The sequence below is a fragment of the Ottowia sp. VDI28 genome (assembly GCF_049532675.1).
GTDB lineage: Bacteria > Pseudomonadota > Gammaproteobacteria > Burkholderiales > Burkholderiaceae_C > Ottowia.
This window is the reverse complement of sequence record NZ_CP149820.1, coordinates 3,288,178-3,302,785: the sequence shown is the minus strand read 5'-3', so window position 1 is coordinate 3,302,785 and position 14,608 is coordinate 3,288,178. Positions and strand designations below refer to the sequence as shown.

Genomic DNA, 14,608 nt, shown 5'->3' with positions numbered 1-14,608 from the left:
CGCACTATGGCACTCATCCAATACCTGACTCAGATTGAATTTGATTTTGGCGCTCTTCGGCTCCTGCCAGGCGAATGTGAGCGTGTAGGCATTGCACGGCCGCTGGTGGTCACGGATGCGGGCGTGCGCGACGCAGGCATCTTGAAAAAGGTGCTCGATGCGCTTGGCGGGATGCGGGCAGAAGTGTTCGACGCCACCCCATCCAACCCGACCGAGGCCGCGGTACGTGCCGCAGCCGGGCTCTACAGGCAAGCCGGATGCGACGGTTTGATCGCCGTGGGCGGCGGGAGCGCCATTGATTGCGCCAAGGGCGTGGCCATTGCGGCCACGCATGAAGGCCCGCTGACGACCTATGCCACCATTGAAGGCGGCTCGCCCCGGATCACACCCTCGGTGGCGCCGCTCATTGCCGTGCCGACGACCTCGGGCACCGGCAGTGAAGTGGCCCGCGGCGCCATCATCATCGTGGACGATGGCCGCAAGCTGGGTTTTCACTCCTGGAACCTCATGCCCAAGGCCGCCATCTGCGACCCTGAACTGACCATGGGCCTGCCTTCCAGGCTGACGGCCGCCACGGGCATGGACGCCATTGCGCATTGCATGGAAACCTTCATGTCGGCCGCCTTCAACCCGCCCGCCGACGGTATTGCGCTGGATGGCCTTGCGCGAGGATGGTCACACATCGAGCGTGCCACCAAGGACGGCGGCGACCGAGATGCCCGGCTGAACCTGATGAGTGCCAGCATGCAAGGCGCGATGGCTTTTCAGAAGGGACTGGGCTGCGTCCATTCGCTCAGCCACAGCTTGGGCGGCATTGATCCGCGCCTGCACCATGGGACCCTGAACGCCGTGTTCCTGCCTGCGGTGGTGCGCTTCAATGCGGGTTGTGAGTCGGTGAAGAACGAAAAGCGGCTGGACCGCATGGCGCACGCCATGGGGCTGGCCAGCGGCGCAGACATCCCTGACGCCATCCAGGCCTTGAATCAACGCCTGGGCTTGCCCAGCGGCCTGCGCGAGATGGGCGTGAGCGAAGACCAGTTCGAAACCATCATCGACCGGGCCTTGCTCGATCATTGCCACAAGACCAACCCGCGCCTGGCCAGCCGTGACGACTACCGGCGCATGCTGGCCGAGTCGATGTAAATCGAGAGCCCCTTTCCTCGTCTCTCGCTACCTATAGCGCCTTTAGCCCGTCCGGATCGGGCTTTTCCAACCAGCGCGCGAACTCGTCTGCCATCTGCCTGGCGGCGGACACGGAAACACTCCAGGCTTTCACGCGCTCGGGATGCGTGAGGGTCTGGAAATCCTTGCGATCGGGGAGCTTGGCATTCGGCAGGCTGGCAATCCATTCCGGGTTGGGAGCCAGCAGCAGCATGTTGTCCAGGGCGGAGCTGGCGCCATGGCGGCGCTTCCAGGGCTTGTCGAGCCAACCGGGCACGACTTCTTTCTGGAAGTGCGGGTACAGAACCAAGGCCCCTGCCCTGCTCCCACCATTGGCATCATCGACGCCATTGCCCTCCGAGCTCAACGAGGCACCGCCTTTGTAAGCGAGGTGCAGATGGTAGTCCGTGATGCCGCCATCCCAATAGGCACCGCGCGGCGCGCCAGAAATGTCGTGCACGGCCTTGAGCATGAAGGGAATCGAGCCGCTGGCTTGCAAGACATCATAGAAATTGTCCTGTGACAGCAGCGCATGACGGGTACGGTAGTCGCGCGTGTCAAATGGCAGGGGTGAGGGCTGCCCGTGACCGGCTCCGGGGGCAACAGGCGTGCCAGGAACTGAAAACACCACCCGTTCGAGCCATGCCCCCATGGCGCGGCGGCTGGCTGCGTTGGTGAGCGCTGCCCCCAGATAGCCTGCGGCTGTCCGCCAGCGGCCTTCACGTGCCAGCACATGGCGCCCGCGTGAGGTCACCACGTGCAACCGGTAACGCGGATGCGCCAGGATGGCCGGAATGCGGCCTTCGAACATGGTTCGGAGGTTGGCTGCGAACGTGGCGCTCACCTGGCTTGGCGGTGGCAGCTTGCGGCCGGGGGGCGCCTTCATATCACCATGGATATAGCCTTCCTCCAGCATCTCGAAGCCTGCCACAGGCTGCTCCATGCAAGCGGTGGCCATGCGCCATGCGCCGATCGAGGCGCCCACCAGATCCACAGCCTGAGTGGAGCGAGCCAGCCAATCGCCAAAGATGAAGCGGTCGAGCGGCCCCAGGATCAGCCCTTTGGGGCCGCCCGCGGCGGCCGGCACCACGCCCACGTCGGCGGCCTGAAGACCGTGCTGTTCAACATGCCGGCGCGCGGCCGGGCCCGCATACAGCTGGAGTGCGCGCACGGTCATGAACGAAAAGCGCCTCGAACGGCGCCGTGTACATCGCTCAAGTGGCGCGTGCTGGTGCGCGCTGCCGTCAGGGAGGCCGTTTCGGAGGTGGCGGCTGATTCCGCCAGCCCCGCCAGGATGCCGCACTCGTCGGCTCTCTTCGCCGTGCCGCAGCGAGCCCGCAACTCCTTGAGCTGACGCTCCAATGCCCTCAACTCGCGGATACGGTGGCTGACATGGCTGATGTGTTCATCCAGCACGCGGTTGGCGGCTTCGCAGCCTGCGCCCGGCGCATCGCGCACCGCCAGCAATTCACGTACTTCGTCCAGGGACATGTCGAGGTTGCGGCAGTGGCGGATGAACAGCAACTGCTCCAGGTGCGTGTTCTCATACTGACGGTAGTTGGACTCCGTGCGGGCAGCCGCGGGCAGCAGGCCTTCCCGCTCGTAATACCGGATGGTGTCCGTAGGTGTACCGGAAGCCGTAGCCAGATCGCCTATTTTCATGATGCACTCCTGAAAAACCCCTCCATCAGCCAGTGCTTGACTCTGGAGTGGCTTCAAGGTTTCAAATATACCCATATTCAGGAAACCGGCATGAACTCCACGCCTTTACACCAGCCTCACGCCCGGCACGAACACGACCACGCGCATGGCCACAAGAGCCCTCACACACATGACCACGACCAGGATCATGATCATGCGCACGACCACGGCCTCCATCCTCATGAGGTGAAAGAGTCCGCTGGTTGCTGCGCGTCCTCGGCTCCGGCCCCCACACAGGCCCCGGCGGCAGCCCGGCCTGGTGAGTTGCTGCTGCACATTCCGGCCATGGATTGCGCGGCGGAAGAAAGCCAGGTCCGCCGCGCACTGGAGGAACATGCAGGCATCAAGACTCTGCGCTTTGATCTGGGAGCCCGCACGCTGGGCGTGGAGGCCCCACAGGAATCCTGGAGCGCGATCCAGAAAACCATTGATGCCACGGGCCTGAAAACGGAGCGCCTGAGCGAGGCCGTTTCAGCTGCCGACACACGAAGCCGCCAGCGCCTTGAGATGGTGCAGTTGGCCGCTGCGCTGTTGCTGGCCCTGGGTGCCGAATTGATCCATTTTCTGGCCCCTGACACGCGGCCGTGGCGATGGTTGAGCATGGGTGTCGCAGGTGTGGCGATTGCGCTCTCCGGTCTTGGCGTGTACCGCAAGGGTTTGACTTCGCTGTTGCGTGGGCAGCTTGGTATTACTGCGCTGATGACGGTTGCCGTGACCGGAGCCTTCCTGATCGGCCAATGGGCTGAAGCCGCCATGGTCATGGCGCTGTATTCGCTGGCTGAATTGATCGAGGGGCGCGCGGTGGATCGCGCGCGCAACGCCATCAAGGGTTTGCTGGAACTGGCCCCGGCGACAGCGGAAGTACGCCAGCCCGATGGCACCTGGCGCAGCTTGCCGGCCGCGGAGATCGCCTTGGGCGCTGTGGTTCGGGTGAAGCCCGGTGAGCGGCTGGCGCTCGACGGCCGCATACAGGAAGGCCACAGCGCCATCGACCAGGCGCCCGTCACCGGCGAGAGCGTGCCGGTGGAAAAGGGCCAGGCGACGAAGTGTTCGCCGGCACGATCAACCAGAACGGCGCGCTGGAGTTTGAAGTCACCTCCCCGGCGAGCGACACGGTGCTGGCCCGCATCATCCAGGCGGTAGAACAGGCGCAAGGCTCGCGTGCGCCCACACAGCGTTTCGTCGACCGGTTCGCGGCGGTCTACACACCTGCCGTGTTCGTCATTGCCATTGCCGTGGCGGTATTGGGGCCTTTCCTGGCCGGATGGGACTGGTTGACGGCCATCTACAAGGCCTTGGTATTGCTGGTGATCGCCTGCCCGTGCGCACTGGTGATTTCCACACCGGTGACGGTGGTAAGCGGCCTGGCCGCGGCAGCGCGGCGCGGCATTCTCATCAAGGGCGGCGCCTATCTTGAGGAAGCACGCAAGCTCAAACGCATGGCGCTCGACAAGACGGGCACCTTGACGGAAGGCCGTCCACGCTTGGTGGCACAGGAGCTCGTTCGCCAAGGTCAGAATGAGATGCGCGTGCGGCAAATGGCCGCCAGCGTGGCCTCGCGCTCGGATCACCCTGTGTCCAAGGCCATTTGGCAGGGGTTGGCGGGATCAGCTACCCTGCTACAGGTGGATGGCTTTGCCGCCGAAGCCGGCCGTGGTACGCGCGGGAATATCGAGGGCCAGGCGCTAGTCCTGGGCAACCACCGCTGGATCGAGGAACGCGGCCAGTCGTCGGCCGAATTGCAGGCGCTGATGAATCTTCATGAGCAGCAAGGGCGCACGGTGACCCTGTTGGCTGACGACGAAGGGGTGCTGGCACTGTTCGCGGTGGCCGACACCGTCAAACCCACTTCGCAAGCCGCTGTGCGTGAACTGAAGGCCATTGGCGTGACCCCCTTCATACTGACCGGCGACAACCCGACCACCGCGAAGGCCATTGCCGCTGAAGTGGGCATCGAGGAAATCCGGGCAGGCCTGTTGCCGCAACAGAAACTGGAAGCGATCACCGGACTGGCGAGCAAGGAGCCCGGCGCCATCGGCATGGTGGGTGACGGCATCAACGATGCGCCTGCGCTCGCCGCGGCCCACCTGGGCTTTGCCATGGGACAGGCGGGCACCCATATCGCCACAGAGGCGGCGGATGTGGTGATCATGAATGACGATTTGCGCCGCGTGCCTGAAACGATTCGCCTCTCGCGCCGCGCGCACGCCATTCTGTGGCAAAACATCACCCTGGCGCTCGGAATCAAGGCCGTGTTTCTGGTACTGGCCCTAGCGGGCAGCGCCACGATGTGGATGGCGGTGTTCGCCGATATGGGTGCGAGCCTGCTGGTGGTGGGCAATGGGCTGCGGCTGCTGCGCTGGAAAGCATGACGCGCATCCTTCGCTATTCTCAATGAGCCAAACTGCGTTTCAGGCTTGCTTTTCGCTCTGTTTTTGCATCACAAGCTGAAAATCAGGGCGTGCGAGCAAACCATCCATCCACTGCAAAACCGATCCAGGAACTGCTTGCTCGAAACGTGTTCGCTCATGCCGAGCCATCTGCCGGACGAAAGGCACGATGGCGATGTCGGCCAAGGCGGGCGCCTGCCCCACTAGCCCTGCCCTTGCCGCCAAACGATCTCCAAGTTGCGTCAGAAACTGCCGGGCCTTGTTGAAATGTTCAGCTGAAAAAGCGCTCTCCTGCCTGGTGGGCTCACCGTCTGGCGTTCCCCACTCACCTCGGTAGCGGCTGGGGTATTTGTAGCGGTCCAGATGAGGCTTGAACTCGCGTTCGCAGGCTGCGATCAGCATCAGCATGCTGTCCATGGTCCCCTGGCCTGGCGCCAACCAATGTTCAGGATCGTGCTGCGCCAGTGCCCATCGCATGATGTCCAGGCTCTGATCGATCACCCGCCCATCAGGCAGCACAAGCACGGGAACCGTGCCCTTGGGTGACGCCTCCAGCATGGCCGCGGGCTTGTGGCGCAAGGCCACTTCCCGCTGCTCCACCGCGACACCTGCCACCAGGATCGCCCAGCGGGCGCGCATGGCGTAGGGACAGCGGCGGAAGGTGTAGAGCGTAGCCGGCACGGTGGCCTTACTTCGTCTGCAAACCCTTGAGCTTCTCGAAAGCCGAAGCCATGGCGGTGGACTGGGGCGCGCTGGCCCTGCCCTGACCGCCCGAGAAGCCGCCACGCGGTGCACTGCGCCCGGCAGCCTCGAAGCGATTGTCCCGCGGCCCATCGCGCCGTGCGGGGGCATCGAGCTTCATCGTCAGGCTGATGCGCTTGCGGGCCACATCGACCTCGAGCACCTTCACCTTCACGATCTGCCCGGTCTTCACGACCTCGCGCGCATCTTGCACGAACTTGTTGGCCAACTGGCTGACGTGCACCAGGCCGTCCTGGTGTACGCCCAGATCCACGAAGGCGCCAAACTGGGCCACGTTGCTCACGGTACCTTCGAGCACCATGCCCTCGCGCAGATCGGCGATATCGTCCACGCCCTCGTTGAAGCGGGCCACCGTGAAATCGGGCCGCGGATCACGGCCTGGTTTTTCCAGCTCCGCCAGGATGTCCTTGACCGTAATGGCACCGAATTGCTCGGTCTCGAATTGTTCTGGCTTCAGGGGTTTGAGCAACTCGCTGCGCCCCATCAGTTGATCGATGGGCTTGCCGGTTTTCACGATGATCTGCTCGACCACCGGATAGGTTTCAGGGTGCACACCGGTCATGTCGAGCGGATTCTCTCCGCCACGAATGCGCAGGAAGCCCGCACTTTGCTCGAATGTCTTGGCGCCCAGGCCGCTGACCTTGAGCAGTTGCTGCCGGTCAGTGAAGGCACCGTTGGCCTCGCGCCAGCGCACGACCGATTTGGCGACCGCCCCGGAAAGGCCGGAAACGCGTGCCAGCAACGGCGCGCTGGCCGTATTCAGATCGACGCCCACGCCGTTCACGCAGTCTTCCACCACGGCATCGAGCGCACGCGCCAGCTCGCTCTGGTTGACGTCGTGCTGATACTGTCCCACCCCGATGGATTTGGGGTCGATCTTGACCAGTTCGGCCAACGGATCCTGCAGGCGCCGCGCGATGCTGGCGGCGCCGCGCAGGCTGACATCCACATCGGGCAGCTCCTGGCTGGCAAACTCGCTGGCGGAATAGACCGAGGCGCCGGCCTCGCTGATGACGATCTTCTGGATGGCTTGCGCGCCAGCCTCAGGACCGGCCAGCTTGGCGCAAAGCTTGATGAGATCGCCCGCCAGCTTGTCTGTTTCACGGCTGGCGGTACCGTTGCCGATGGCGATGAGCTGCACACCATGCTTGTCCACCAGGCGGGTCAGCGTGTGCAGGCTGCCTTCCCAGTCCTTTCGCGGCTCGTGGGGATAAACCGTGGCGGTTTCCACCAGTTTGCCCGTGGCATCCACCACGGCCACCTTCACGCCAGTGCGGATGCCCGGATCCAGACCCATCACGGATTTCTGGCCTGCGGGCGCGGCCAGGAGCAGATCGCGCAGGTTGTCGGCGAAGACCTTGATGGCGGTCTTCTCGGCGTCCTCCCGCAGGCGGGAGAACAGATCGCGTTCGGTGGACAGGCCCAGCTTCACGCGCCATGTCCAAGCCACGCATTTGCGCAGCAGATCGTCTGACTTGCGGCCTTGGTGGCTCCAGCCCAGGTGCAGCGCAATGCGGCCTTCCGCCAGGCTCGGCAGGCCCGGCTCCGGCTCCTGCGGCTGTACCAGCTTGGCATCCAGGATTTCCAGTGCTCTGCCGCGAAATACGGCCAACGCCCTGTGCGAAGGAACGCGGCCAATGGGTTCGTCGTAGTCGAAATAGTCGCGAAACTTGGCGACTTCAGGGTCGTTTTCGTTCTTGGCCTCGACTTTCTTGCTGCGCAGGAGGCCATCGGTCCAGAGCCATTCGCGCAGGGACTGCACCAGTTGCGCGTCTTCAGCCCAACGCTCGGAAAGAATGTCGCGCACGCCGTCGAGTACAGCCAGGGTGGTGGAGAAATCGGGGCCAGGCTTGCCGTCGTCCAGGGTGGTGGCGGGTTGGCAGAACGCCTTGGCTTCTTCGTGAGGGTCCAGGCTCGGATCCGCGAGGAGCTTGTCGGCCAGAGGCTCGATGCCGAACTCGCGGGCGATCTGCCCTTTGGTGCGGCGCTTCTGCTTGAACGGCAGGTAGATGTCTTCCAGTTCCTGCTTCGTAGGGGCAGCGGCGATGGCGGCGCGCAGCGCATCCGTCAGTTTGCCCTGCTCGTCGATGGCTTTCAGAACCGCGCCGCGGCGCTCTTCCAGTTCCCGCAGGTAGGAAAGGCGTGCCTCCAGTTCACGCAGCTGAACATCGTCCAGGCCGCCGGTGGCTTCCTTGCGGTAGCGCGCGATGAATGGCACTGTGGACCCCTCATCGAGCAGCCCTACGGCGGCGCGCACCTGGGTTTCGTTGATCTTGATTTCTGCGGCCAGTTGCCGAACGATTTGCTGCATGTACCTAACGAACGAGTCTCGGGGAACGAAGCGGGCAAGTTTGCCACAGGCATCGGCACCGCCCCTCCGCGGATGGTTTTCGTTACGCCTTTGAACACCCGCTTCCGTGTAAAACTACACCAGCGCTTCGTCCTCCTCCTGGGTCTCTCCCAGGAATCCCCCGCTCTGGCGCGTCCAGAGCCGGGCGTAGATGCCGCCTTGCGTCAGCAGCTCGGCATGGGTGCCCTGCTCCACGATGCGCCCGGCATCCAGCACCACGAGCCGATCCAGGGCCGCGATAGTGGACAGGCGGTGGGCAATGGCGATCACCGTCTTGCCTTGCATCAGGGTGTCCAGGCTCTGCTGGATGGCTGCCTCCACCTCGCTGTCGAGCGCGCTGGTCGCCTCGTCGAGCAACAGGATGGGGGCGTCCTTGAGCATCACGCGCGCGATTGCCACGCGCTGGCGCTGGCCACCCGAGAGCTTCACGCCGCGCTCGCCCACCTGGGCGTCGTAGCCGCTGCGGCCCTTCAGATCGGTCAGTTGACCAATGAATTCCGCCGCCTCCGCGCGGGCAGTGGCGGCACGCATTTCCTCCTCGCTGGCGTTGGGGCGGCCGTAGAGGATGTTGTCGCGCATCGAACGGTGGAGCAGCGAAGTATCCTGCGTGACCATGCCGATGGCACCGCGCAGGCTGTCCTGAGTCACGGTCTGGATATCCTGCCCGTCAATGGTGATCCGCCCGGCCTGCGGTTCGTGAAAACGCAGCAACAGGTTTACCAAGGTAGATTTGCCTGCGCCCGAGCGGCCAATGAGCCCGATGCGTTCGCCCGCCCGCACAGTGAGCGTGAGACCATCGATGACAGGGGTGCTGCCATCTTTGTAGGCGAAGCGCACGTCCTCGAAGGCGATCTCGCCACGCGAGACCTCGAGCGGCTTTGCGTCGGGCGCATCCACGATGCTGCGCGGCTTGGCGAGCGTGGCAATACCATCCTGGATGGTGCCCACGTTCTCGAACAGGCCCGTCATTTGCCACATCACCCAATGCGAATAGCCCATGACGCGCAACGCCATGGCGATCACGGCTGCCACGACGCCCGCCGTGGCCTGGCCATGCGACCAAAGCCAGAGCGCCGTGCCCGTGCTGCCCAGGAGCAGCAGAGTGATCATCAAGTGGTTGACGATCTCGAACTGGCTCACCATGCGCATTTGGGCGTAACCCGTGGCCTTGAAAGCATCCATGGCGCTGCGCGCATACTCGGCCTCGCGCCGTGTGTGCGCGAACAGCTTGACAGTGGCAATGTTGGTGTAGGCATCGGTCACGCGGCCGGTCATCATGGAGCGGGCGTCTGCCTGCTCCTTGCCGATGCGGCCCAGGCGTGGCACAAAATAGAGGCACGCCGCCACGTAGGCCAGCAGCCACAGCGCGAAAGGCACGACCAGCCGCCACTCGAAGCTGGCGGCCAAGGCCAGGATGCCGATCATGTAGACGCTCACGCCCACCAGCACATCAACCACCAGAAAAACCACTTCGCGCACGGAAAGCGCGGTTTGCATGATCTTGGTGGTAATGCGCCCGGCAAACTCGTCGGCGTAGAACGACATGCTCTGCCCCAGCATAAGCCGGTGAAAAACCCAGCGCAGCCGCATCGGAAAATTGATGGCCAGCACCTGGTGCATGACTTGCGTATGGAGCGCCAGCAGCAGAACGCTGGACAGCAGTATCAGCCCAATGCCAAAGACCGTTCCGCGTTGCGCCTCCCAAAACCCGGCCGGTGGCACCGAAGCCAGCCAGTCCACCACCCGCCCCATGATGGCGAACAGCACGGCCTCGTACAGGGCCAGTAGCGCCGAGGTGCAGGTGAGCAGCAGAATCCAGCCGCGCATGCCTTGCGTGCATGCCCACACAAAAGGGAAAAAGCCTTTGGGCGGCGGTGCTGATTCACCACCGGGATAAGGCGGAACGCGGTTTTCGAAGAAAGAAAAGAGCAAGGCGAGAAGCAGGTGCAAAGATCGAAGGGGGAAAACAGTCTACAGGATGTTTTCCTTTTCATCTTCGCATTCGCCACCTACTCCTTCACAGAGAAAGCCTTATTTTTAGAAGGTCAATTTCTCAGCGCAGCCTTCAGGCTCACCCCGACCTCCGGCCTCTCGGCGAAAGGATCAGGCGGATTCTGGATACCCACAATGGCTTCCATGCGGGATGAGACATTCCCAAGCGCCTTGGGGTGGCTGAAGACGTAGAACTGGTCATTCGCGATGGCGTCAAACACTTTCTGCGCCACCTCTGCCGCCGTCACTTTGCCGCTGCTCACGGCTTTGTCCATCATGGCCTGGCCGATGCGCTGGCTGGCAGTGAGCTCAGCCTGTTCGTCCGCGGAGCGGTTGCGCTCGCTCCGGTTGATACCGGTAGGCACGAAATACGGGCATAGTACGCTAGCTGACACCTGATCCGTAACCAGCTTCAGATCCTGATAAAGCGTTTCAGTCAAGGCCACCACGGCATGCTTGCTGACGTTGTAGACACCCATGTTCGGGGGCGTCAGCAAGCCGGCCATGCTGGCAGTATTGACGATATGGCCCTCATAGGCGGGGTCTTGTTTGGCGGCCTCCAGCATCATCGGGGTAAAGCAGTGCACGCCGTTGATCACACCCCACAGGTTGACCCCAAGCACCCACTCCCAATCCTTGAGAGAGTTTTCCCAAATCAGCCCGCCTGCGCCGACACCGGCGTTGTTGAATACGAAGTGCGGCGCGCCGAATTCTTCCCGTACTTGCTGCGCCAGCGACTCCACTTCCTGCGATTTGCTGACATCCACGCGGCGCGCCAGCGTGCGCGCACCCAGGGCCTTGATCTCGGCGTCTGCCGCATTGAGCGCATCCTGCTGGATGTCCAGCAAGACCACGTTCATGCCCTTGCGCGCGGCGATGCGCGCGCATTCGAGCCCGAAGCCCGATCCTGCGCCGGTGAGCACCGCTGTCTTGCCTTCGAATTGCTTGATCACGTTCCTTGTCTCCTTATGGGCAGTTCACCGCGTCTGATTACGCAGGCATCGCGCGGCGGATGATGGCATTGCAATCGGCACCGCCAGGCAGCGTGCCGAAGATATCGTGGCGCGTGGCCAGCCGCGAGTCGCAGAAGGCGCCAAACACCGCTGACGGCGCGGTCTGCACCAAAAGGGCTGCTTGCACCGTGAGCGCCACATCTCTTGCCAGCTGGCGGGCAGCGGCTTCCGTGGCACGGCTCTCGATCAGGGTGGGCATGGCGTCGATCATGCGGTCGAGGGCCGCATGCTGGCCGCGCGCGGGAGCCAGCTCCTGCGAGAGCGCTGCAGCCACATCGCCTTTGCGCAGGGCACGCAGCAGATCAAGCGCCATGATGTTGCCCGCGCCCTCCCAGATGCTGTTGACCGGCATCTCGCGGTAGATGCGCGCAGGAATCCCCTCACCCTCTTCCTCGACGTAACCATTCCCGCCAAGGCACTCCATGGCTTCCTGTGCGAACAGGCTGCCGCGTTTGCAGATCCAGAACTTGGAGATCGGGGTAAGCACCCGCGCCAACAGGCGCTCGGCTTCACTGTCCTGCCGATCGAAAGCGCGCGCCAGCCGCATCGACAATGCCGTGGCCGCTTCGCTTTCCAGCGCGAGATCGGCGAGCACGTTCTGCATAAGCGATTGCTCCACCAGACGCTTGCCGAAAGCTTGCCGCTGGCTGGTGTGGTGCAAAGCGATGGAAAGCGCCTGCCGCATGAGCCCGCTCGTGCCCAAGGCGCAGTCGAGCCGCGTCATGGTGCCCATGGCAAGAATTTGAGGTACCCCACGGCCTGGCTCGCCCACCAGCCAGGCCATGGTGTCGTCGAACTCCACCTCCGAACTCGCGTTGGCCTTGTTACCGAGCTTGTCCTTCAGGCGCTGGATATGCAGCGTGTTGCGTGAACCATCGGGCAGTACACGCGGCATGAAGAAACAGGAAAGGCCCCCTTCCCCCATGCCTTCCACGTAAGCCAGTACCAGGAAGGCATCGCACATCGGGGCCGACATGAACCATTTGTGGCCGGTCAGGCGGTAGCGCTCGCCCCATTCGTCCGTGCCATCGTGCACGGCGCGCGTGGTGTTGGCGCGTACGTCAGAGCCGCCCTGCTTCTCGGTCATGCCCATGCCCATGGTCACACCGGCCTTGTCGCTCCAGCGCTTGAGCACGGGATCGTACGCACGGCTGGTGAGCTTGGGCGCCCAGTCGCGGTAGATGGCCGGGTTGTCGCGCAGCGCGGGCGTGACAGCGTAGGACATCGAAATCGGGCACAGCGTGGAGGGCTCGAGCTCGGTGAACAGCATGAAGCCCGCGGCGCGCTGGACGTGCGGCGAAGAAGTTTTTTCATCGCCGGGCCGCTCCCAAGATGAAAAAGCGGCCCCTCGGGGGGCAGCGCACCTTGCGCAGCAGGGGAGCGTGGGGGCACCTTTTCAGCCCAAGGGGTGCCATGCAGGCCAGCGCCAGTGGAAGCCGACATCAGCGCGTGATAACTGGGATGAAACTCCACCTCATCCACACGATGCCCAAAGCGGTCATGCGTGTGCAGCTCCGGCGTGTGCACGTTGGCCAGCCTCGCGTGCTGCTGCATGGTGGCGCTGCCCACCAGGGCGCCCAGGGAAGTCAACGACGCCGCGTCGAAATCCGGTGCATTGAACCGCAAAGCATCGCGCAAGGGTTGATTGCCCTCGAACAGGTTGACATCAGCCAATGGTGCGGCTTGGTTGAATACCTGGTGCGTTGCTGGCATGGCGTACCTTTCGTTGCCGATGAAATTCGGCAGATCAATTTGTCAGATTAGTTTGACCAACTGCTTTCCGAAGTTTTTCCCTTTGAGCAGCCCCAGGAAGGCCTCGGGTGCCGACTCGATGCCCTGAGCGATGGTTTCACGAGGCTTCAGCTTGCCTTGCGCGACCAGCGTGCCCAGCTCCTGCAAGGCCCGGGGCCACACTTCCATGTGTTCGCTGACGATAAAACCTTCAATCCGCAGGCGGTTGATGAGAATCAAGGCCGGGTTCTGCAGCGGCAGTGGTTGACCATCGTAGCCTGCAATCATTCCGCAGACGGCGACGCGGGCAAATGCGTTGGTGCGCAGAAGCACCGCATCGAGGATGTAGCCGCCCACGTTCTCGAAGTAGCCGTCGATGCCATTGGGGCAAGCCTCTTTCAGCGCCTTCGACATGGTTTTCACATCGGGGTGTTGGCGGTAGTCGATGCACACATCGAAATGCAGCTCATTCACCGCGTACTCGCACTTCTCGGGCCCACCCGCGATGCCCACCACGCGGCAGCCGCGCGCTTTGGCCAAGGCGGCGTACGCACTGCCCACCGCGCCAGTCGCGGCACTGACCACCACGGTTTCCCCTGCCTTGGGCGCAATGATCTGCGTCAGGCCATACCAGGCCGTCACCCCAGGCATGCCCACGGCACCGAGATAATGAGAGAGCGGCACATGCGTGGTGTCTACCTTGCGCAGCATGCCGGGTTGGGTAGCGTCCACCACGCTGAATTCCTGCCAGCCGCCCATGCCTGCCACCTGATCGCCAGCAGCGAACTTCGGGTGCCTGGATTCGACCACTTCGCCCACCGTGCCGCCGATCATCACTTTACCCAGCGGCTGCGGTTCGGCGTAGCTCTTGGAGTCACTCATGCGGCCGCGCATATAGGGATCGAGGCTCAGGTAATGGTGGCGCACCAGCACCTGTCCATCTTGCAATGGAGGCGTTTCCGTGGTGACCAGTTTGAAGTTGCTGGCGACGGCTTCGGCTTCCGGGCGGTTGTCGAGCAAAATCTGGCGATTGGTTGGCATGGCAGTCCCTTGGTTGGTGTGATGCAGGAATATCAGTCTGTTGACAGCACTTCGCCGCCATCCGGCCGCGCAGCGCGAGGCACGTATTTGAAAGTGCCGGTGGCCATGACGCACAACTGGCCGGCCGGGTCGTAGATCATGCCTTCCACGAAGGCCATACTGCCCGTACGGTGCAGCAGCTTGCCTTTGCCGACCAGATGCTCGCCGTCTTTCGCCACGGGCGCCGGCCGCATGAAGCTGGTCTTCATTTCGATGGTGATCACACCGCTGTCCTTGTCGACGCTGCGCGCCGCAATGGCCATGGTGGCGTCCAGCAAGGTCATCAACGAGCCGCCGTGCGCCACATTGAAGGAGTTGCAGTGCTCAGGCCCGGGCGCGAAATGCAGGACGGATTCACCCCCTTCAAAACGCTCCAATGTAATGCCGAGGAGATCGATGAACGGAATCGTGGTTCCGTAATCCAGGCT

9 protein-coding genes and 2 pseudogenes are annotated in these 14,608 nt (G+C 63.3%); 2 read left to right on the top strand and 9 right to left on the bottom strand.

The annotated features are described in order from the left end of the window. Positions 1-6: 6 nt before the first annotated feature. Positions 7-1,143 (top strand): iron-containing alcohol dehydrogenase, encoded by a 1,137-nt coding sequence (locus tag WJU18_RS15625; protein ID WP_423453696.1) that lies wholly within the window; start codon positions 7-9, stop codon positions 1,141-1,143. 31 nt (positions 1,144-1,174) lie between these two features. Here WJU18_RS15625 and WJU18_RS15620 read toward each other — a convergent pair whose 3' ends face one another. Both WJU18_RS15620 and cadR read right to left on the bottom strand, forming a co-directional pair. Continuing rightward, on the bottom strand, positions 1,175-2,332 hold the full coding sequence (locus tag WJU18_RS15620; protein ID WP_423461012.1) for a phospholipase: 1,158 nt from the start codon (positions 2,330-2,332) through the stop codon (positions 1,175-1,177). Between the two features lie 2 nt (positions 2,333-2,334). Further along, a complete protein-coding gene (cadR, locus tag WJU18_RS15615) occupies positions 2,335-2,823 on the bottom strand; it encodes a Cd(II)/Pb(II)-responsive transcriptional regulator (protein ID WP_423453694.1) in 489 nt (162 codons plus the stop codon). A gap of 324 nt (positions 2,824-3,147) precedes the next feature. On the opposite strand from cadR, the pseudogene WJU18_RS15610 reads away from it, so the two are divergent. Beyond that, positions 3,148-5,234 (top strand): annotated as a pseudogene (locus WJU18_RS15610) (heavy metal translocating P-type ATPase). A 39-nt stretch (positions 5,235-5,273) separates the two neighbouring features. Here the strand turns inward: WJU18_RS15610 and WJU18_RS15605 are convergent. From WJU18_RS15605 to WJU18_RS15575, 7 genes and pseudogenes are all read right to left on the bottom strand, one after another. Beyond that, a complete protein-coding gene (locus tag WJU18_RS15605) occupies positions 5,274-5,933 on the bottom strand; it encodes a glutathione S-transferase N-terminal domain-containing protein (RefSeq protein ID WP_423453692.1) in 660 nt (219 codons plus the stop codon). A 7-nt stretch (positions 5,934-5,940) separates the two neighbouring features. Further along, the gene (locus WJU18_RS15600) at positions 5,941-8,325 is read right to left on the bottom strand and encodes a Tex family protein (protein WP_423453690.1); all 2,385 of its coding nucleotides are present in this window, start codon (positions 8,323-8,325) and stop codon (positions 5,941-5,943) included. A gap of 114 nt (positions 8,326-8,439) precedes the next feature. After that, complete coding sequence (locus WJU18_RS15595; protein WP_423453688.1) at positions 8,440-10,296, bottom strand: ABC transporter ATP-binding protein; 1,857 nt, start codon at positions 10,294-10,296, stop codon at positions 8,440-8,442. A 113-nt stretch (positions 10,297-10,409) separates the two neighbouring features. Beyond that, positions 10,410-11,309 (bottom strand): SDR family oxidoreductase, encoded by a 900-nt coding sequence (locus WJU18_RS15590; protein ID WP_423453686.1) that lies wholly within the window; start codon positions 11,307-11,309, stop codon positions 10,410-10,412. Positions 11,310-11,346: 37 nt separating this feature from the next. Continuing rightward, positions 11,347-13,082: pseudogene (locus tag WJU18_RS15585) on the bottom strand (acyl-CoA dehydrogenase family protein). 42 nt (positions 13,083-13,124) lie between these two features. Then, positions 13,125-14,141 carry an NADP-dependent oxidoreductase gene (locus tag WJU18_RS15580; protein ID WP_423453684.1) on the bottom strand — a complete coding sequence of 339 codons (1,017 nt, stop codon included), beginning with the start codon at positions 14,139-14,141 and terminating at the stop codon, positions 13,125-13,127. Between the two features lie 32 nt (positions 14,142-14,173). Further along, entirely contained in the window at positions 14,174-14,605 is a 432-nt protein-coding gene (locus WJU18_RS15575; RefSeq protein WP_423461011.1) for a PaaI family thioesterase, read from the bottom strand. Between the last annotated feature and the right edge of the window lie 3 nt (positions 14,606-14,608).